The sequence below is a fragment of the Treponema bryantii NK4A124 genome (genome assembly GCF_000421345.1).
Taxonomy (GTDB): domain Bacteria; phylum Spirochaetota; class Spirochaetia; order Treponematales; family Treponemataceae; genus Treponema_D; species Treponema_D bryantii_B.
Map to the genome: position 1 here is coordinate 21429 of NZ_ATWV01000015.1, position 18601 is coordinate 40029.

General features: G+C 39.2%; 20 protein-coding genes. 11 read left to right on the forward strand and 9 right to left on the reverse strand.

The features are described 5' to 3' along the window. On the reverse strand, positions 1-1002 hold the full coding sequence (locus tag G626_RS0113045) for a methyltransferase (protein WP_022933233.1): 1002 nt from the start codon (positions 1000-1002) through the stop codon (positions 1-3). A gap of 108 nt (positions 1003-1110) precedes the next feature. On the opposite strand from G626_RS0113045, the gene infC reads away from it, so the two are divergent. From infC to G626_RS0113080, 6 genes are read left to right on the forward strand one after another with little or no spacing between them, the layout of a single operon-like run. Then, on the forward strand, positions 1111-1653 hold the full coding sequence (gene infC / locus G626_RS0113050; RefSeq protein WP_022933234.1) for a translation initiation factor IF-3: 543 nt from the start codon (positions 1111-1113) through the stop codon (positions 1651-1653). 11 nt (positions 1654-1664) lie between these two features. Further along, the gene (gene rpmI, locus G626_RS0113055) at positions 1665-1865 is read left to right on the forward strand and encodes a 50S ribosomal protein L35 (protein WP_022933235.1); all 201 of its coding nucleotides are present in this window, start codon (positions 1665-1667) and stop codon (positions 1863-1865) included. Positions 1866-1877: 12 nt separating this feature from the next. Beyond that, positions 1878-2237, forward strand: a complete 360-nt coding sequence (rplT, locus tag G626_RS0113060) for a 50S ribosomal protein L20 (protein ID WP_022933236.1) — start codon at positions 1878-1880, stop codon at positions 2235-2237. A gap of 13 nt (positions 2238-2250) precedes the next feature. After that, positions 2251-2799 (forward strand): cell division protein ZapB, encoded by a 549-nt coding sequence (locus G626_RS17705; protein ID WP_022933237.1) that lies wholly within the window; start codon positions 2251-2253, stop codon positions 2797-2799. After that, a complete protein-coding gene (locus G626_RS0113075) occupies positions 2799-3113 on the forward strand; it encodes a cell division protein ZapA (protein WP_022933238.1) in 315 nt (104 codons plus the stop codon). Before G626_RS17705 ends, G626_RS0113075 begins: the two co-directional genes overlap by 1 nt. Positions 3114-3116: 3 nt before the next feature. After that, a complete protein-coding gene (locus G626_RS0113080; RefSeq protein ID WP_022933239.1) occupies positions 3117-3578 on the forward strand; it encodes a DUF188 domain-containing protein in 462 nt (153 codons plus the stop codon). On the opposite strand, the gene G626_RS0113085 is transcribed toward G626_RS0113080, so the two are convergent. Genes G626_RS0113085 through G626_RS0113095 form a run of 3 tightly spaced genes read right to left on the reverse strand, consistent with a single transcriptional unit; the run spans position 3575 to position 6920 of the window. Next, the gene (locus G626_RS0113085; protein ID WP_022933240.1) at positions 3575-4825 is read right to left on the reverse strand and encodes an HD domain-containing phosphohydrolase; all 1251 of its coding nucleotides are present in this window, start codon (positions 4823-4825) and stop codon (positions 3575-3577) included. The two genes, G626_RS0113080 and G626_RS0113085, sit on opposite strands and share 4 nt — an antisense overlap. Positions 4826-4858: 33 nt before the next feature. Continuing rightward, the gene (locus tag G626_RS16735; protein ID WP_022933241.1) at positions 4859-5737 is read right to left on the reverse strand and encodes an RsmB/NOP family class I SAM-dependent RNA methyltransferase; all 879 of its coding nucleotides are present in this window, start codon (positions 5735-5737) and stop codon (positions 4859-4861) included. Then, a complete protein-coding gene (locus G626_RS0113095) occupies positions 5718-6920 on the reverse strand; it encodes a glycoside hydrolase family 3 N-terminal domain-containing protein (protein ID WP_027727193.1) in 1203 nt (400 codons plus the stop codon). The genes G626_RS16735 and G626_RS0113095 overlap by 20 nt, the downstream gene beginning before the upstream one ends. Positions 6921-6976: 56 nt before the next feature. Here G626_RS0113095 and G626_RS0113100 point away from each other — a divergent pair, with 56 nt between their 5' ends. From G626_RS0113100 to G626_RS16740, 3 genes are all read left to right on the forward strand, one after another. After that, complete coding sequence (locus tag G626_RS0113100) at positions 6977-7792, forward strand: SDR family NAD(P)-dependent oxidoreductase (protein ID WP_022933243.1); 816 nt, start codon at positions 6977-6979, stop codon at positions 7790-7792. Between the two features lie 80 nt (positions 7793-7872). Then, positions 7873-9324, forward strand: coding sequence for a nicotinate phosphoribosyltransferase (locus tag G626_RS0113105; protein WP_027727194.1), 1452 nt, complete (start codon positions 7873-7875; stop codon positions 9322-9324). A gap of 204 nt (positions 9325-9528) precedes the next feature. After that, positions 9529-10551 carry a hypothetical protein gene (locus G626_RS16740; RefSeq protein ID WP_022933245.1) on the forward strand — a complete coding sequence of 341 codons (1023 nt, stop codon included), beginning with the start codon at positions 9529-9531 and terminating at the stop codon, positions 10549-10551. A gap of 189 nt (positions 10552-10740) precedes the next feature. Here G626_RS16740 and G626_RS0113120 read toward each other — a convergent pair whose 3' ends face one another. From G626_RS0113120 to G626_RS0113140, 5 genes are all read right to left on the reverse strand, one after another. Beyond that, entirely contained in the window at positions 10741-12966 is a 2226-nt protein-coding gene (locus tag G626_RS0113120; RefSeq protein WP_022933246.1) for an InlB B-repeat-containing protein, read from the reverse strand. Positions 12967-13175: 209 nt separating this feature from the next. Beyond that, a complete protein-coding gene (locus G626_RS0113125) occupies positions 13176-13904 on the reverse strand; it encodes a tRNA 2-thiocytidine biosynthesis TtcA family protein (protein ID WP_022933247.1) in 729 nt (242 codons plus the stop codon). A 131-nt stretch (positions 13905-14035) separates the two neighbouring features. After that, complete coding sequence (locus tag G626_RS0113130; RefSeq protein WP_022933248.1) at positions 14036-14662, reverse strand: hypothetical protein; 627 nt, start codon at positions 14660-14662, stop codon at positions 14036-14038. Between the two features lie 3 nt (positions 14663-14665). Then, positions 14666-15283 (reverse strand): response regulator transcription factor, encoded by a 618-nt coding sequence (locus G626_RS0113135; protein WP_156003345.1) that lies wholly within the window; start codon positions 15281-15283, stop codon positions 14666-14668. A 34-nt stretch (positions 15284-15317) separates the two neighbouring features. Further along, on the reverse strand, positions 15318-16379 hold the full coding sequence (locus G626_RS0113140; protein ID WP_022933250.1) for a sensor histidine kinase: 1062 nt from the start codon (positions 16377-16379) through the stop codon (positions 15318-15320). A 134-nt stretch (positions 16380-16513) separates the two neighbouring features. Here G626_RS0113140 and G626_RS0113145 point away from each other — a divergent pair, with 134 nt between their 5' ends. Together G626_RS0113145 and G626_RS0113150 are read left to right on the forward strand one after the other, a co-directional pair. Next, entirely contained in the window at positions 16514-17080 is a 567-nt protein-coding gene (locus G626_RS0113145) for a hypothetical protein (protein ID WP_022933251.1), read from the forward strand. Positions 17081-17102: 22 nt separating this feature from the next. Then, positions 17103-18497, forward strand: a complete 1395-nt coding sequence (locus G626_RS0113150; RefSeq protein ID WP_022933252.1) for a leucine-rich repeat domain-containing protein — start codon at positions 17103-17105, stop codon at positions 18495-18497. Positions 18498-18601 lie beyond the last annotated feature (104 nt).

Here is an 18601-nt window from a genome sequence, read left to right on the forward strand (position 1 = left end):
TTATTGACTAAGTAAATAAAGGCCAGCCTTCTTACCATTAACAAGGGTATGAAGGCTCTTTTTTATTTTAAAGCCTGCTGCGGCGGCACTTGCCTCAAGTTCTTCCTTGCGGGCAGAAAGGATTACAAGGCGGCCCTGGTCGGCCAGAATCCTGTCAAAAGATTTTAGCATCTTTGAATAAAAATCATTAATATCGCCTATATCTTCATAAAAGCCCCAGGGCGGGTCTGTAATTACCAGGCTGATTGATTTGTCTTCTATATGTGATAAGTTCAAAGCGTCTGCGACACGGCAGTCTATAAGTCCTTCTGGCGCAGCAGAAATCTGTTTGCGGGCTTTTGTAATCTCAACTCTTTCCTTTTCAATATCACTTACAAAAAGCTTCTTAAACCGGAACTTTTTAGCAAGCTGGGTTGGAATTGAACCATAACCGCAGAAGGGCTCGAGAATCGTATCTTCAGGATTGATATCAGCAAAGCAGCAGATAAAATAAGCTATTTCGGGCCTGAGCTCTCCCTTGTTGAGATTTTTTTCTGTAAACTCGCGTTTAGAAATCAGCTCTCCGCAAAAAGCAAAGCCCTCACGGCGGATAGAAAACCAGATTTCGTTTGTTGGGGAAAGGCGGTCCAGTTTAAGCTTTGAATTGGCAAGAACATAATCCTCTGCACGGCGGCTAAGAGACTTATCAACTTTTGCAAACTGATTCTCCTGAACAAAACGGATTCTAAAGCTGCCTTTATTTACCAGAAAATAATTTTTCGAAGAAGTAACAGCCCCCACAAGTGATGGAAAATTAAGCCCCTTCCCCTTCATAGTCTTGAGCACAAAAAATGTATTATTAAAATAGATAATTTTTTCCAGCTCCCGAGAATCCCCGTCAAAGCGGTAATGAATAAGTCCATCCATCAGATTCAATATTTTGATTTTAGGAAACCGAGCAGCAAGGTCCTCTTGAACTACATCTTGAAAACCGGTAATAAAAGAAGAAATAAATTCCGCCATGACTCGTATTATAGCTTTTTCATACTAGACACACAATATAAAAATCCATATAATAAAAAGATACACGCTATATGTTTAAATCGAGTTATTATAACTCCAGGAGGAAAATTGGCATACGTGAATAACAATAACAACAAAAACAATGGACAGAGAATCAATGAAATGATTCGTGTTCGCGAGGTTCGTCTTATCGATGACGAGGGAAATCAGTTAGGCATCGTTGCAACACAGGAAGCCCTCAAAATGGCTAAAGACCGTGACCTGGATCTTGTTGAAGTTTCACCAAATGCTAACCCACCGGTTTGTAAGATACTTGATTATGGCAAATACAAGTTCGAACAGGAAAAAAAGCTCCGTGATTCCAAGAAGAACCAGAAGGTATTAAAGCTGAAGGAAATCCGAATGCAGCCAAAAATCGGCTCAGGAGATCTGGATACTAAGGCCAAACATATACAGGAATTTCTTGACGAGGGTGACAAGGTTAAGGTTACTATCCGTTTCCGCGGTCGTGAGCTTGCCCACACTGAACTCGGCTATGACGTTCTGAATGAGGTGTTAAAGCGACTTACCTCGGCGTACAACATCGATAAGCCTGCCGCAATGGATGGTAGAAACATGTCGATGACAATCTCAGCAAAAGCCGCAAAATAAGGGGTTATAAAATGCCTAAAATGAAGACAAAGAAGTCAGCAGCTAAGAGATACTCTCTTACTGGATCTGGCAAAGTTAAGCACAAGAAGCAGAACCTTCGTCATATTTTGACAAAACGTTCTCCTAAGAGAAAGAGAAATCTTCGCGCTGCAGGTTATGTAGCAGAAGCAGATGCAAAGAAAATCAGAAAGCAGATGCTTCCTTACGGTTAATAGGAGTAGTATATGTCAAGAGCAATAGACGGAACAAAAAGAAAGAACCGCCGTGTAAAGATCCTCAAGCTTGCTAAGGGTTTCCGTGGCGACAGAAAATCAAACTACAAACCAGCTAAAGATGCTGTAACAAAGGCTCTCGGTCACGCTTACGTAGATCGCCGTGACAGAAAGCACGAATTCCGCACTCTCTGGATTGCACGTATTAACGCTGCTGTTCGTGAAGAAGGAATGACATACTCACAGTTTATCAACGGAGTTAACAAAGCAGGTATTAAGTTGAACCGCAAGGCTCTCTCTAATATGGCTATTGAAGACCCAGTTGCATTCAAGGCAGTTGTTGAAGCTGCTAAGAAAGCTGTACAGGCTTAAGGAAGTTTGAAATATGATTTCACTCGATCAGGTATATCTTCTTGAACAAAAGGTTGAAAGCGCTGTTGAAAAGATTCAGCAGCTACAGGCAGAAAACGATGCTCTGCGCAATAAATGTACCGAGCTCACAAATGCGTTATCTGCGAAGTCGGAGCAGCTTTCTAATTTTGAGTCAGATCAGAGCCAGATCGAGACAGGAATCAAAAAGGCGCTTGACCGCTTGAATTCGATTGAGAATTCAGTTTTAAAAACTGCTTCTCAGAATACTCAGGCGGCTCAAGCTGCTAAACCTGCCGTACAGGCAGCAGTTGAAGCAAAAGCTGCGGCACCTGTTCAGTCTGCACCTTCTCCAGTAGAAGCAGCAGCTACAGAACCATCACCTGCCCCACAGGCAGAAGCACAAAAACCAGAAGCACCTCTTCAGAGTGCGCCTAGTTTTGACACAATGGACACAGTTCCAGAAACAACAGAATCAAATGTAGAAGAAAGCTTTGAGGGCGAAGAAGATATAGACGCTCCCGAAGATGATAATCACGACGGCTTAGGCTTTGATATTTTCTAATGGGAAAATTAAAAATTGAAATGCTTGGAACTTCTTTTACTATCCAGGCAAACGAAGATAACGAATATCTCGAAAAGCTTTTAGGCTATTACAAAAGAATTACCGAAGACGTAAATAAAATCGATTCAATCAAAAATCCACTGCAAACTGCAATTCTTTCGGGCATTATGATTTGCGATGAACTTTATAAAGAAAAGCAGGCAAAAGTTGCAATGGAAAACGGCGAAAACGTACCTGTTGAAAACGACATGGATACAATGGAAATTGAACGCCGAACACAAAACATGATTGAGAAAATCAATAAGGTACTTTAATTTATGGAAGGCGCGGCTCTCACAATCTGGGTGGACGCGGATTCCTGCCCTTCTCTCGTAAGAAATCACACAGTAAAAATGGGAAATAAACTCGGCATAAAGGTTGTCTTTGCGGCCAACAAGAAAATCTCCTGCGATACAGGTAACTTTGAAATGATTGTCTGTCCCGAAGAAAAAGATGCCGCCGATAATTATATTTTTGATAACTGCAAAGCTTGTGACCTCGTAATTACCCGTGACATAGTTTTTGCAGACCGTCTGGTTGAAAAAGGAATCTGCTGTATAAATGACCGGGGTACAGAGTTTACCCGCGAAATGATAAAGGAACGGCTCAGCACCCGTGACTTTGATTTACAGCTGGCAGAAATTGGTCTTGTAAAACATCATCACGAAGGTTATGACAAAAAAAAGTTCGCGGCATTCGCGAACTCTTTTGATAAGGTTATACACAGACTTTTGCGTTAATCTTCCGGCTCATCCGGATATGCCATCTGAATAGAACAGATTCGGTCTTTTACCTGCATAAAGGCAAGTACAACCTCAGGGTCAAACTGAGTACCGGAATTATTCAGAATTTCAGAGAAAGCATCTTCAATTGTCCAGGCTTCCTTATAGCAGCGCTTGTGACTCAAAGCATCAAAAACATCAGCTACAGCAACAATACGTGCAGAAAGCGGAATATCCTTGCCACTTAAAGGCTCTGAAAGAGGAACAATTCCATCTTTTACAGAGAAATCACTCAAAGAAATCTTTCCAGGATAACCGGAAGGTCCACCATCCCAGCGGTCGTGGTGATGAAGAGCAACCTCCTGAGACATTACATCAAGCAGAGACTCAGGCGGTTCAAAAAGCTGGGCACCAATACAGGTATGGCCCTTCATGATATTTCTTTCCTCATCTGTAAAACGAGGGAAAGCTTTCTTTAAGATAACATCAGAAATACCAACCTTTCCTACATCGTGGAACTTTGCCGCAATCTTAAGGTTATCACGGTAACGGTGGATTTCTGCTTCCGGAACATTGTGATTAAATGCCCAGCGGTCATAAATTTCAAGAGAGTATGAAGAAACACGTTCAATATGAGGATATGTTTCTTTTGGATCGCGGAATTCTGACATCTTAAGCATACGCTTTACCATATTTGCTGTAAGATATGCGTGCTGCAATGCCTGAACTGCGGCAGTAGCAAAGTGAGCAATGAACATTTCTGCTTCATCATCAAAATTGATGATTTTGCCGTCTTCATCCTTTGCATTGATAATCTGAAGAATACCAAGAAGATTACCGTTTGCCATTTTTAGAGGAATGGTATACATAGACTTTGTACGGTAATCTGTTGTAAGGTCAGTATTTTTATTGAATTTATATGGCTTTGATTCCGGGATTTTGTAGCAGTCTTTTATATTAAGCGGTTTACCAGAAAGTGCTACATAACCACAAATCTGTTTTTCATTTATAGGGAAAGAGAAACTTGTATAAGGAAGTTTTTCTCCAGGAGCAAGCTCTTTAAGATGAGTATCATTTTGTCCATACTTGATTTTAAGCTTGTCACCCTCAACTACGTAAATAGAACCTGCATCCGCATTTACAATTTTGCGGGTTTCTGTGAGGATTCGTTCAAGGAGAACGTCAACGTCCTGAATTTCTCCAAGTTCACGCTCTATCTCGATAATACGCTGAAGCTTATCGTCATTGTTGTTATTTTCACTCATATCGTTTCTATTATGAATGAAAATTATAAAAAATCAAGAGATAATAGAGGATTTTTTAAATATGATTGAAAAGTAAATTGGCCCTGCTCCTTTTTCTTTGTCCGGCATAATCATATAACCGTATTGTGTTTTTTCAAAGCCCGGAAGAGTAAGGGCCGGAGCAAAGGAAGAAACTTCCCTAAGGTCCGGCTCTGGTTCAAGCAGACTGAAGGCAGTTCCATCTTTATTAAACTTTTTATAAAGACGCTCTATCATTCCATCGTTTTCTTCGGGACATAAGGCACAGGTAGAATACAAAAGAATTCCTTCAGGCTCTAAAAGGCGGTAGGCAGAGGACAAGAGAGCCCACTGTTCTGTGGTAACAGTTTTTATACGCGAAGGCGACCAGGTGTTAAGATATTTAGGGTCTGCAATTACATGACGTTCAGAAGAACATGGAGCATCCAGGAGAATGCGGTCAAAGCATTCACTCTGACGGGTACACCAGGTGGCTCCGTCACTGCAGGAGGTTATAACACGTTCGGAGATTTCTGGAGGAAGGCAGGTTTGTACAACAGTGGAAAGGCGGTGCTTACGTTCCGGGGAACGTTCGTTGGAAGAAAGCTTTGCTTCCGGCTCCATGCGGCTGGCAAGGACGAGAGTTTTACCGCCGGGGGCTGCACAAAGGTCTAAGATATTACAGGCACCTGCAAGCGGAAGGCTGAGGGCCGCAAGCACAGAGGCCGAGTCAAGAAAGTAAGATTCTTCTGCACCGGTAACGTGATATTCAACTGCACTACCCTCGCCGGCAAAGGCTTCTTTGAGGGCCTGCCAGCGGTCGCCGTAGAGTTCTCCGTAATACTGTTCAAATCCGTCTGCTCCAAAAAGCTTGTCTTTTCCAGAACCTCTAACCTTAGCGGATTTCTTGCTCATCAATAAGCCCTGCCTCGAGTTTATATTTAATGATGCGTCTTACAGCCTGATTAATTTTTGCTTCAAAAGCAGCATCTTCCTTAGCACGATTATACAAAACCTTTCCGGCCTTTGCAAAACGTTTTTCAGAAATCATAATGCAGTCTACACCCGCTTCTACAGCACGTATTGCGGCCTCTTCCGGAGGATATCCGTTATCTGCAAGAGCACCCATAAAAATGTCATCAGAAAAGATAAGACCTTCGTAGCCGTATTCCTTGCGAAGGAGATCTGTTACCCAGACTTTAGAAAGACAGGCCGGAACGCCGCTGTCTATGGCACTTGTACGGGCATGAGACATAAGCACCGCAGCCGGGTTATACGAAACTAACTCGCGGAAGGATTCTATGCTCTTTAAGAGTTCCTCTTCCGGCAGTGTGATTTCCGGCAGGCCTGTATGAGGGTCTGTGTTTGTATTTCCCGGGAAATGCTTTAGGACTGTTGCAATTCCATTATTTTCGTAGGCATTAAGACAGGCACGACCATAAGTAATTACCTGAGAGAGGTCTCCAAAACTGCGGCCGTCAAGAAAATCTTTATTATCGTCTGTACAGACTTCCACTACAGGCGCAAGGTTCATATCAAAACCGAGGGCTTTCATGCCGGCCGCCTGTTCTGTGTAAAGCTGGTAAGTACCGGTGATGTCGTAGTCACGTGCAACTTCTTCGTTAGAAGGCAGTTTAGGATTCAACTTCTTAAGACGACTAACCCAGCCACCTTCCTGGTCTACACAAAGATAAGGCTGAATATTATTGTTGCTTTCACAGTAGTCACGGATGGAAGTAATATATTTCTGCATCTGTTCGCGGGAATCTGCAATATTATATGAAAAGAAAATATAGCCGCCTGCAATAAGAGGTCTATCGTCTTTTGTACCAGTCATGGCGCCTAGGGTTTCATAAGAACGGAAGCTTGTATTACCTTCGAGATTCTCAATAAAAAGCTGTGCAATTTTCTGTTCGAGGGGAAGTGCAGAAACGTAGCGTGCAAGGGCTTCCTCTCGCTCTGATTTTTTCTGATTTATATAGGTCTGAACTTCACTGGCTGCGGCGTGAGTTTTGATTTCTTTTTTGGTCTGTTTATCTGTGCAGGATGTTAGCAAGAAAAATGATAATCCTAAGATGCAAAAACTTTTCGTCCTCATAATAACATCAGTATATATATTTGTAATATTTACTGCAATTGTATATAATAGAAGATATGAAGCGAATTGCGATAATTACAGGTGCCAGCTCAGGCATTGGCGAAGAATTTACCCGCCAGATTTGTGCAAAATATGATTATGACGAAATCTGGATTATTGCTCGACGCGAAGAAAAACTTAGACAGCTTGCAGACCAGCTGAATGCAGCAAAAGGCCGGCAGCTTGTACGCCCGGTAGTTATGGATGTGGCAGGTAAGGCCGGGGTGGAAAGTCTCAAGGCTTTTATCGAAAACGAAGGTAAAGCCCAGGGCGAACTTGAAATCGGGCTTCTTATAAATAACGCAGGCTTTGGAACTTACGGTCCTTTTGCAGAAACTTCAATCAACCGTCAGATGGATATGGTTGAACTCAACTGTACTACGGTTACTGGAATCTGCGGAATCGCACTTCCCTACCTTAAGGCAGGCTCTGTTGTGATTAACACCGCCTCACTGGCAGCCTTTTTGCCGCTGGGAAACTTTGCGGTGTACGGAGCAAGTAAGTCTTATGTTTTGAGCTTTTCTATCGCACTTGCGGCTGAGCTTCGCGATAAGAGAATTAAGGTCTGTGCTCTCTGCCCGGGTTCTGTAAGCACAGAGTTTGCAAATGTTGCTTCAAACGGAGCCCGCAAGGAAGTAAAGGGCGGCTTCCCTCCTCAGAAGGTTGTAGCCCAGTGTTTGAAACGTGCTTTCAAAGGAAAGACTGTGGCACTTTACAGACCTAAGTGGCGAGTAACGGCTTTTATGAGCCGCTTTGTTGGACGTTACCTTGGAGCCCGTTATACTTACAAATACAATCCGCGGCCACGAACTCCGGATACAGATTTAGGATAATATTTGACCGTCATGCTGAATTTATTTCAGCATCTTTATATAACAGATCCCGAAACAAGTTCGGGATGACATTTAAAGGAATGAATATGAATAACATTACTAGTGCACTTTTTACAGACTTCTACGAACTGACAATGGCTCAGGGTTACTGGAAGGAGAACATGAATCAGGAAGTTGTTTTTGATATGTTCTTCCGAAGAAATCCTTTCAACGGCGGCTTTTCTGTTCTTGCCGGAAACGAAACTCTTATGGATATTATTGTAAACTTCCGCTTCAGCGAAGATGACATTAAATATCTTGCAGAGCAGAAGATTTTTGAACAGGGCTTCCTTGATTATCTGAAGGATTTCCACTTTACAGGCGACCTTTACACAATGGATGAAGGAACAGTAATCTTCCCTCAAGAGCCGCTTGTTCGCATTCACGCAAATCTTATTGAAGCCCAGATTCTCGAAGCTCTTGTTTTGAATCATGTAAACTTCCAGAGTCTTATAGCAACAAAAACAGCCCGCATCTGGCTGGCTTCTAAAAAGGCTCCGATTATGGAATTCGGTCTTCGCCGTGCACAGGGACCTGATGGCGGAATGAGTGCAACCCGTGCATCTTACATTGGTGGTGCTGCCGGAACTTCTAACACACTTGCCGGAAAAGAATACGGCATTCCTGTTATGGGAACTATGGCTCATTCATGGATTATGTCTCACTCTTCTGAGCTCGAAGCCTTCCGTGAGTATGCAAAAATCTATCCTACTAATTCAGTATTTCTTATTGATACTTATGATACACTTCACTCTGGTATTAAGAATGCAATTATTGCCGGTGGCGAGCTTGTAGAAAAAGGATACAACTTTGGTGTCCGCCTTGACTCTGGAGACATTTCTTACCTGACCCGTGAGGTTCGTAAAGAGTTGGACCGCGCAGGTTACCCTCAGGCAAAAATTTCTGTTTCAAATGAACTTACAGAAGAAATCATTACAACTCTCGTAGCCAGTGGCGCTCCAATCAACTCCTGGGGTGTTGGAACTCACATGGTTACCGGAGGAAACGAAGCAAGCTTCACCGGTGTCTATAAGCTTGCTGCCCGCCATGACAAGGCTACAAATCAGATGGTTCCTGCAATGAAGTTTTCTGATAACCCTGCAAAAACAACAAACCCTGGAATCAAAAATGTATTCCGCCTTTATGATGAAAACGGAATGGCCCTCGCTGATATTCTCGCCCTCGAAGGTGAAACAATTGAAGCAGGCAAAGAATACCGCTACCATCACCCGATGGTAGACTACCGCCAGTTCACCTGCAAGGCTGCAAAGATTGAACCGCTTTTGAAGAAGCGTCTCGAAAAAGGTCAGCGTGTAATAGAACGTCTGCCAGATTCAGAACAGCTTAAAATCAGCCGCACTACAATGCAGAGTCAGCTTGAAAGCTTTGATGAATCATACAAGCGAATCTTAAACCCACACATTTACAAGGTATCGCTCACAGAAAAGCTGATGGAACTGAAGAAGGATTTTATTGAGAAAAATATTCGTTAACGAAATCCGCGGTGGTTGAGTGACACGTAGTGTCGTGTTTTCCGGTGGTTGAATGACACGAAGTGTCGTGTTTTCCGGTGGTTGAGTGACACGAAGTGTCGTATCGAAACCACCGCAGAACTCGATAATGCTGCTTTCAATACACTTGCAATGGCATATCAATCCATTTGACAAAGATTAAAATATCCTTTTATAATCACTTTAATGAAAAATCCATTTAAAGCCTACAAAGAACTCTATCATATTTCACCAATGGATCTGGCAGATCCAGCAGAAACAAACCGTATTCATTCCAATTACGTAAGTATTGGATTTTTTATTTTTGGATTTACAGGTATAGCGGGTCTTTTTATAAAATATCATTCAAATCCTCAGGAACATATTCCTTCATTTTTATATTTTTCTATATTTACAATTGTAAGTCTTCTGGCTTTTTTTCATTCAATTTGTGTAAAAGGAGTTGCCCGAGAAAAAGCATACATTGTTAAAAACATTTCATTCTATCTGCTCTTTTCCTGCGGAATCTTTTCATCACTTTATAATTTTTTTATTTTAAAACAATATTATAACGGAGTACTTACTTTATTTCTTGTTTTTATTATTGCCCTGTCTTCTTTTTATATTTCAACAGTCTTCTTTTTTATTGCAGCACTTGTTGGACTCATACCTATGCTTCCTCAGCTCTATAGAAGTTTTGGTATAACGGGCTTAATGAACACTGTTCTTATAACCTTTATTTTCATCTTTCTTGCTCATTATAAAAGAAGCACTGAGAAAAAAATGCTTCTCAAACTCCGAAAGCAGAAGAAAAATCTTTTTGCAAAAACCTTTGGAAATTTTACCTTCCTCTATGAAAACAAAGTAGTAAAATTTCAGCGATCAAAATCGATTGAGCTTATTGCCTATCTGATTTATAAAAACGGAAGTTCTGTGCAGACTAAGGAGCTGCTCACAGTTTTATATGGCGACCATGCTGATTCCTCGCGTTACGGTGCAAGTCTTCGAAATCTTATTTCTGACATAAAGCACACGCTTTCAGATCTTGAGATTCGTAATTTTTTTATTACTGAGTATAACAATTTCCGCATTAACCCGGAAGCTGTTCACTGTGATTATTATGATTTTCTTGCAGGCGACTCTACTGCTAAAAAAGCCTTTACCGGCGAGTTTATGAGCCAGTATTCCTGGGCAGAAGCAGGAATCTCTTTTCTTGAAAGAAAAGTTTAGGAATAAAAAGAGCGGCCAATAGATGCTGAATCAAGTTCAGCATGACCAGCATCATTGTCCACTCCATTTTCTTCTTTCACCCTACCTGAATAACCTGAAACAACTGCATAATCAGCATAATCCCAAGTATCGTCAGGATGATTATTTTTTTAATATTCATTTCTTTCGATAAGAATCTTTCCTTTTCAATTAGTCATGACACTGGAAGTAACGGATAACAAGGACAGGAGATTTTCCACCCTTGTAGTTTCCACCATAAGAACCATCGTTCAGATTAAACAGGTATACCATATTCGCCGTACTATGCTGTGTTACAGTAAAATAGTCGGAATCATCTGGATTTATAAATGACATTGAATAGTCACTACCAATTTTACTGATAGCATTTTCAATTTCATTTTTTCCATTATAAATAAACAAAAAGTCAGAAAGATTTGGAACTAACCAGTCATTGGTAATTTTTCCAAGATTACCATAACCTGTATAATGCTGGGCAAACCAGAAAGCCGGATATAAGTCTTTACTGTAATCTGTAATACTTCCATATCCATTACATATATTATCACGAACCTCTGAAGCAGATTTATCATCATAACCATTTACGACATTACTGAAGTCAGTTGTATTTGTATTTCCCTGCGAAGCTGAAGTACACAATTCTGTATATTCCTGCTTTAATCCAATTGTAATACAATTGTCAGGGCTTCCACCTACCATATACACATATCCTACAACCGCAATCGCATTCTGTTTTTCTCTATCAGTAAGCTCACGATCTGCATATTCAGATGCAGGAAGCGCAGTTCCGTCATTGAATACAATATCACCTACTTCTGTTGGTCTCTTTTTTGTTCCGATTGGAGTAATTCTGAAAGTTGCAGATATTGTTACATCTCCAGCTGGCATTGTGAAGGTTCGAGTGTTATTATCTCCATTAACTGTTACGATTGTTTCTCCATTTCTTACAGTAACTGAATAAAGAGCATAATTAACAGAAGGATTTGCAGTGATTGTTACAGTTTCATTGAAAGCTGCTCTTGAGGAAACACTGAGGCTTCCGTTTGCAATTGCGCTGTCTACGTTGATTGAGTAATATATATCCTCATAGGAAGCTTCTAACGTTACATTTTCAGCAGGCATTGTGAAGGTTACTCTTGAATTGTGTTCATTATTTTCATTAAGAATTTCAGGATTGTAGAGCCATACATCAAATTCTTTGCCAGTTGCCGGAGTGTTTGCTGTGACTGTAACTTCTACTCCTGCTTCTGCTTTTGTTACAGGCTGTCCGTTTACACTTGCAACACCGCCTGTTACAGTAATTGAATGTTCACCTTCTATTGCCCAGTCTGCAGGGATTCCATCCTTATCTCTAGACCAGTTTGCTCCATTGGCTTTTACAAAGGTTCCACCAGCAGGCACATTCCACAACCAGTCTGCTGTACAATCCTCTGCTTCAATATTTGTTGCAAGACATTTTACATAAGCTAAGCTATTGCACCATTCAAACATGCCTTCATAACAGGATTCTACAAGTGTTTGAGCTGGAAGTACCGGTGCTCTTGTCAGTAAGTCACAACTGTCAAACATTTCAGAATAACAACCTTTTGCAAGTGTCGTTGCAGGGAGTTCTGGCGCTTCAATTAAAGCACGGCAAGCTTGAAACATTTCTGCATAACATCCTTCTGCAAGATTTGTTGCCGGAAGAAGAGGCGCTCTTTCTATGCTTTCGCAACCGCAAAACATCCCCGCATAACAGTAAGGTTTTAAGCTTGTTGCTGGCAGAATAATATCTTTTTGAGGATGGTTTATCAAACGAACATATCCATCATCAAATAAATATGCCAGTGCAAAATCATTATCAATATCTTTTTTTGTACTATAGTTAACAGAATCAAGAAGACTCATTACGTTTCCATAAACATAAAAATATGGTTCATCATTTTCGCCATATCCACGGATATTGAGAATATATTCATCCTGACTTTCAAAATCATTTTCTGAACCGTCTGCATAAAAAGAAACTTTCTGTCCCTCTTGCACAGAAATAGAGGCAGTTAAATCTCCATATTGATCAGTTTCTGCCTGTACGGTCTGCAATTCGCCGCCATCAATTGAATACTTTAAGGTAGACCATGGATTTGTAATAACAATATCTCCATCTTGAATAGCTTCAAAAGTCAGCGGAGTTTTATATTCTTCCGGAATTACAGTTTCTTCATTACTTCCATGATTTTCACCCTGACCAGTTGGTCTTTGCCCCTGGGGAACCGGATTTTTAGTGTTATCAGGGACATTATTTTCCGGCACTGTTGTATTTTCGCTGTCGTCTATGCTTGCTGGATTCTCGCAGCCCCAGAAAGTGAAAGCAAGTGCTGCACACATTAAAAATGTGAGGACTTTTGCCATTTTTTTCATTCTTTTATACCTCCTCGAATGAACCTTGTTTTTAAGTATAGGCTCATATTACAACAGGAGCTGTACAGTATCAGAACAGAAATCAGTGACAAATCAGAACAAAATTAACTATTTTTAGTCTCAAATCAGAACAAATTATTGAAAAAACAGTCACAAATCAGAACAAAATAGATGCCCTGGTTCAAGCCCGAGCATGACATGGCAATCCTTTACGGCAGATACAGCGGCTGTATGTTTCGCATCGAAGCAAAAAGCCGCTCTTTTTTTGCCTCATCGCCATCAGTTAAAGCTTCGAGTTTTGCCCTCGCCTCTTTGCGTCCCGAATTATCCTGATAGTCGCAGGTGCAGGTATAGCCTGCATAGCCGCAAGACTTTGCTTCTTCAATCAGACGAGCCTCGCTCACATAACAAAGTGGCCTGATTACTGTAACAGGAAAGTTGTCATACTTAAGCCTTGGAGGCATGCTGGCCATCTCCCCCTTGTTCAGCATGTTCATTAAAAGAGTTTCCAGAATATCATCCATATGATGGCCAAGGGCAATTTTGTTGTAGCCGTTTGCGATGGCATAATTCAAAAGCTCGGTCCGGCGTTGTGTTGAACACCACCAGCAGCTCATCTTCTGTCCGGGCTTTACACGCTCTAAAACATTTACATTAAGCTGCTCAAAGGGAACGCCCCACTGCCTGAACAAAGCTCTAATCCCCTCTGGAAAATCCGGTGCAAAATCAGATTTTATAAAAAGCGCCTTATATTCAAAGCTTGTGTCAGAAGCCACATCTCTCGCTGGCCGCCTCGCCCTGTCAGCAAAATATTTTATTAGTGCCGTAGAATCCTTACCACCGCTGGCACCAATCAAAATGCGGTCGCCTTTTTCTATGAGGTTGTAGTCAAAAACAGCTTTGTCTATGAGGCTGGAAAGTTTTGGGGATTTTTTCATGCTTGTATTATAGCATAGATTGCTTCGGCTTTCAGCCTCGCAATGACGGACGTTATTTTCAGCCTCGCAATGACGGGGGCTTTCAGCCTCTCAAATCTTTGTCATTGCGAGGAGCGCAGCGACGTGGCAATCTATAACTTATTCAAAATACGCACTCCGGCTTTATAAAAACAAAAGCTTAATAAGGCACTTAGAATTTTATCTACAAAATTTTCTACAAGACCCGCTATATTATTTACCAGAAAAAGATTCGGAATAACAACGTACATTCCCTGAACAACAGTGTTCGCACTAGGCCGCCCGGTATTTGCGGCAAAAACTAAATCAGCAATAATATTACCTAAAATCGCATTTGTAATGGCAGCCCAAAAACCTGCCCATAAAAAAGAATCAAAATTATATAAAGTCTGCTGCGGGAAAGATTTTCTTCTATAATGATAAAAAACAAGCCAGGCAAAAACAGCAGTACAAATATGACAGACCGTAAATAAAATAGAACAGTGAGTAAAGAGACTAAGTACAACATTTGACAAGACAGCACAGGCAATAGCAGGAATAAGTCCACACAAGCTGGCAATACCAATAGTGAGCAGAGAATCAAGATATAAAGGAAAAACTACAACTTCTGCAAGAACAGAGCCCGCATAATTTACAAGGATGCATAAAAAAGCGGCAATAATTATAAATAACACACGCTTTAAAGTAATTTTTTCATAAGAGGCAATTCCAAACAATTCCTGTCTTAAATCTGATTTCATAAATTATAATATAACTCCAAGTTTTCTGGCGGCACGCAAAAGTTCAAGTCTGTCTTTTATTCCAAGTTTCTGATATATGATGGATTTCTGGTTAATTACAGTTTTTTCTGATTTTCCCAAAAGCTCAGCAATTTCGTCGGTATTCTTTTCCTGTGCAAGAAGAAGAAAAACCTCCTGCTCTTTTGGAGTAAAGGTTTTATAATTTTCAAAAAGCTCCTGAACATGAAGTTCTTCGTAATCAGTTTTACTATTGTTATTTTTTGAAATCAAAGACAGCATCACTTCTTTAGCCGCTTTATTGTAATACATACTTCCACAAGAAACAAATTGTATTGCTTTTTCAATTTCCTGGACTTCACAATCTTTTGTAATATAGCCCTGAATATTTTTCTTTAAGGCCGCGTCAATGTGAAGCATATCAGAATACATTGTGTAAATGATTATATTCAAATCCGGAACAAGTACTCTAAATTCGTCTATAAAATTCAGACCGCTTTCACCATTGATATTTATATCGAGAATTGCATTTTTTATGTCGCTATTATTTTTAAGTATTTCCAATGCTTCATCTTTTGTTGAGGCATTATAAAATTGCAAATCTGCGTTTTCTTTACTTAACAAAAAGCTTATTCCATCACGCAGTCCCGAATGATCGTCAACGAACAATATTTTTAATTGTGATTGCAATTGTAGTTCCTCCCTTTCCAGAAATATCTACAGTGCCGCCAAGCTTTTCTACCCTGTTACGCATATTTACAAATCCATAATGCTTGTTTCCATCAGATTTCTTTGTTTTAATTTCCTCTTCAGAAAAGCCCTTGCCATTATCTTCAATTACAAAACGGATAAATGGACTTATATCGGTTATTTTTATTGTAAGAAGACTTGCTTCAGAATGCCTTGAACAATTGCTCAAAGCTTCCTGCAAAATTCTTAAAAGCTCCATCTGATTTTCGGGTGAAATACTTTTGATTAAATTAGAAGCACACAAAAACTCTGTTTTAATTTTAAAATTGACTTCAAAAGATTTTAATGTTTGCTGAAGGATTTCTTCAAAGTTTTTATTAAAATCCAAATGAGTAGAATCAATTAAATAACGAACTTCCTTAAAGGCCTGCTCAGAATAATAAAGGGCTTTTTTCTTTTCATCATTCTGAATAAAAAGCTTTAAGGCCGCCAGATCCTGTGCAACTCCATCATGCAAATCCTGACTAAACCTAAGCTTTGCATCATTAAGACTCTGCTGTCGTAAAAGTTCATTTTTCTTGCTTAGAGTTTTATACAAAACCAGAACAATAGAAATCAAAAGCAAAAAGAATGATGAAATATAAAGACAGTCATAGCCAAAGTTAATTGATTTTTGATTCTGGCGGATTAAATTTCCCAAAAGCAAGCCCTCTGTAAAAACTATTTCCTTTGTAGAATTATTATTTTGTAAAAGAGCAGAAAGTTTATTAAACTGATTTTCAATTTCTTCACTATAATAAGTAAAAGGTGAAAGCTTGTTTTGCAGAGAGCTTATTTGGTTAGCAGAATCCTCTATACATTCGTACCCCCCCCTACTATAAACATTATTTGTAAGAAGGTTATTTATGAGAGAGTTTAATTCATCGTATTTTTTTTGTGATTCAATTTTCAAAAAGGCCGTAAAAACAAAAATCAGAAGCGACAAGGATATTAAAATGTATTCAATTTTGAAAACGTTTTTAATTTTCATGCTCTCATTATAACACAATTTTTCGCCTAAGTACGGGATTTTTTCCCGACTGTTTATAGGTTTTTAAATTCAAGACAAAAAGAATAAATGAGAGATAATGGAAAAAAATTAAACTGGCTTTTAAGAGCAATATTATGAACGAAAAAGAATGGACAGAAAAAATCTGCAATCTCTTAAATGAGCATTTTAGCAAGAATGTTGAGAGAAAAACATTTCATGCATGCACACAAAAAAAACTACCTTATGCCAAGGAAATTCATTCTTTCGACCAAAATTGGACTCCAACAAATTCAGATGAAATAAAATTTGAAACCGACTTATTCATATATGAAGAAATAGAGGATATCTTTATTCCTCGAATTGTCATTGAATCAAAGTTTAAAAATATAAGTACGCATGATGCCATAACTTACAGTGCAAAGGCAACTGAACACAAATCAATAATGCCGTTTCTTCGTTACGGAATTATGATTGGCAACATAAAAGACGAAGCTTTACCCTGGAGACTCTTTAACCATGGCGAAAACTTTGATTTTATGTACTGCTTTAAGGGTGAAGAAGTATCAGAAAACGAAAAAAAAGAATTCACTGAATTGATTACAAGTGAAATTGAGGAAAGTAAAAAACTAGAAAAACTTCTCGGAACAAAAGGCTCAAAAGCGGGCATTCATCTTCTTGAGAAAAAACTAGACTTAAAATAATAGCCACGATAGGAGGAAAAAAATGGCTCTATTAAAATACAAATGTGCAGAATGTGGGGCAGATATTTTTACAACTAGTTTTGATAAATTAGAATATACGCATGGTACTTTAATCTTTTGTTGTCAAGAACATATGAACAACTATGCTCACCGACAAACAGTCGAACAAATTAAAGCACGTATGGCAGAAGATCAAAGAAAATCAGAAGCGCTTTGGGATAACTGGCAAAATCAGATGCAAAAAGAGGCTAATGAAAAATATGCTAAACACGAAAAAATCGCAAAAGAAAAATATGAACGAAGTCATAAAGATACAGTTTCTGTAGATGGAGTTTTATATAGTTCTGACAGGTTATGGCTTGTAGAAGTTCCTAAAGATACAAGGACATTTGAAGTTCCAGAAGGTGTAACTGAAATCTGCTTTAAGGCTTTTGCAGAATGTGAAAACCTTACAACCGTAAAGTTACCACAAACACTCAAAATAATTGATCAGGAGGCTTTTCTAAACTGTAAAAACCTTAGTTCAATTACTATACCCGCAAGTGTTACAAAAATTTGTGATGGTGCTTTTGAGAATTGCGAGTCCTTAAAAGATTTAGTTATTCCAGAAGGAGTAAGCGAACTTGGCGGTAATTGTTTTTATAGTTGCAGTTCACTTGAATCAGTCTCTATTCCAAAAAGCATTAAAAAAATTGGCTGTGGAGAGAACCTAGCTCAGGGTTTTGGACAAATCACTATAAAAGGTCTTTTTGGTTATTGTCGATCATTATCAACAGTTATTCTTCCTGAAGGTATGGAAGAAATTGCTACAGGAATGTTCCACCACTGTAGTGCACTCAAAACAATTTCTATTCCAGAAACTGTTACAAAAATTGGAGAATGCGCTTTCTATTATAGCGGACTTGAAGCTATTACAATACCGGCAAGTGTCACCGAAATTGAAGACTGTGCGTTCCAATTTTGCCAAAATCTACAATCAGTAGAATATCTTGGAGAAGAACCGACTATTGGTGAAAATGTATTTGTTAATTGTGGATTCGAAAAAGAACAAGAAAAGCGAGAATCTAAACAGAATAAAATTAAAGATTTTATACTTTGTCCATTCAGAAATCTTATGTTTTGGAAAAACAAAGACATAACAATTGGTGGGATTATCAGTGCTGTTCTTTGGTTCTTTGCATTTGGAATTCTAAACAACGCAGGAATTCTAGATTTAAGTTTTGTAAAAGTAATAATTTTATCTGTTCTTGTTAGTTACTTAGCTAAAACCATACCAGATATGATTTTTTATAAAGGTGATATTGATGGTTATCATTCTAATATAGCTAAAAAACTCTGGGATATTGTTTATACCTTATTGAGTTTCCTTATTCCGGTTGCCATAATTATTTTACATAAATTTTTCGATTTTTTCTAAACGCATAAAATATATGAGAAAGTCGAGTTCAATTGCGTCCGCAGTGCGGACGCAATTGAAGTTTTATTTATCAACTAACTGTTTCACTTCATTTATTTCCTTTA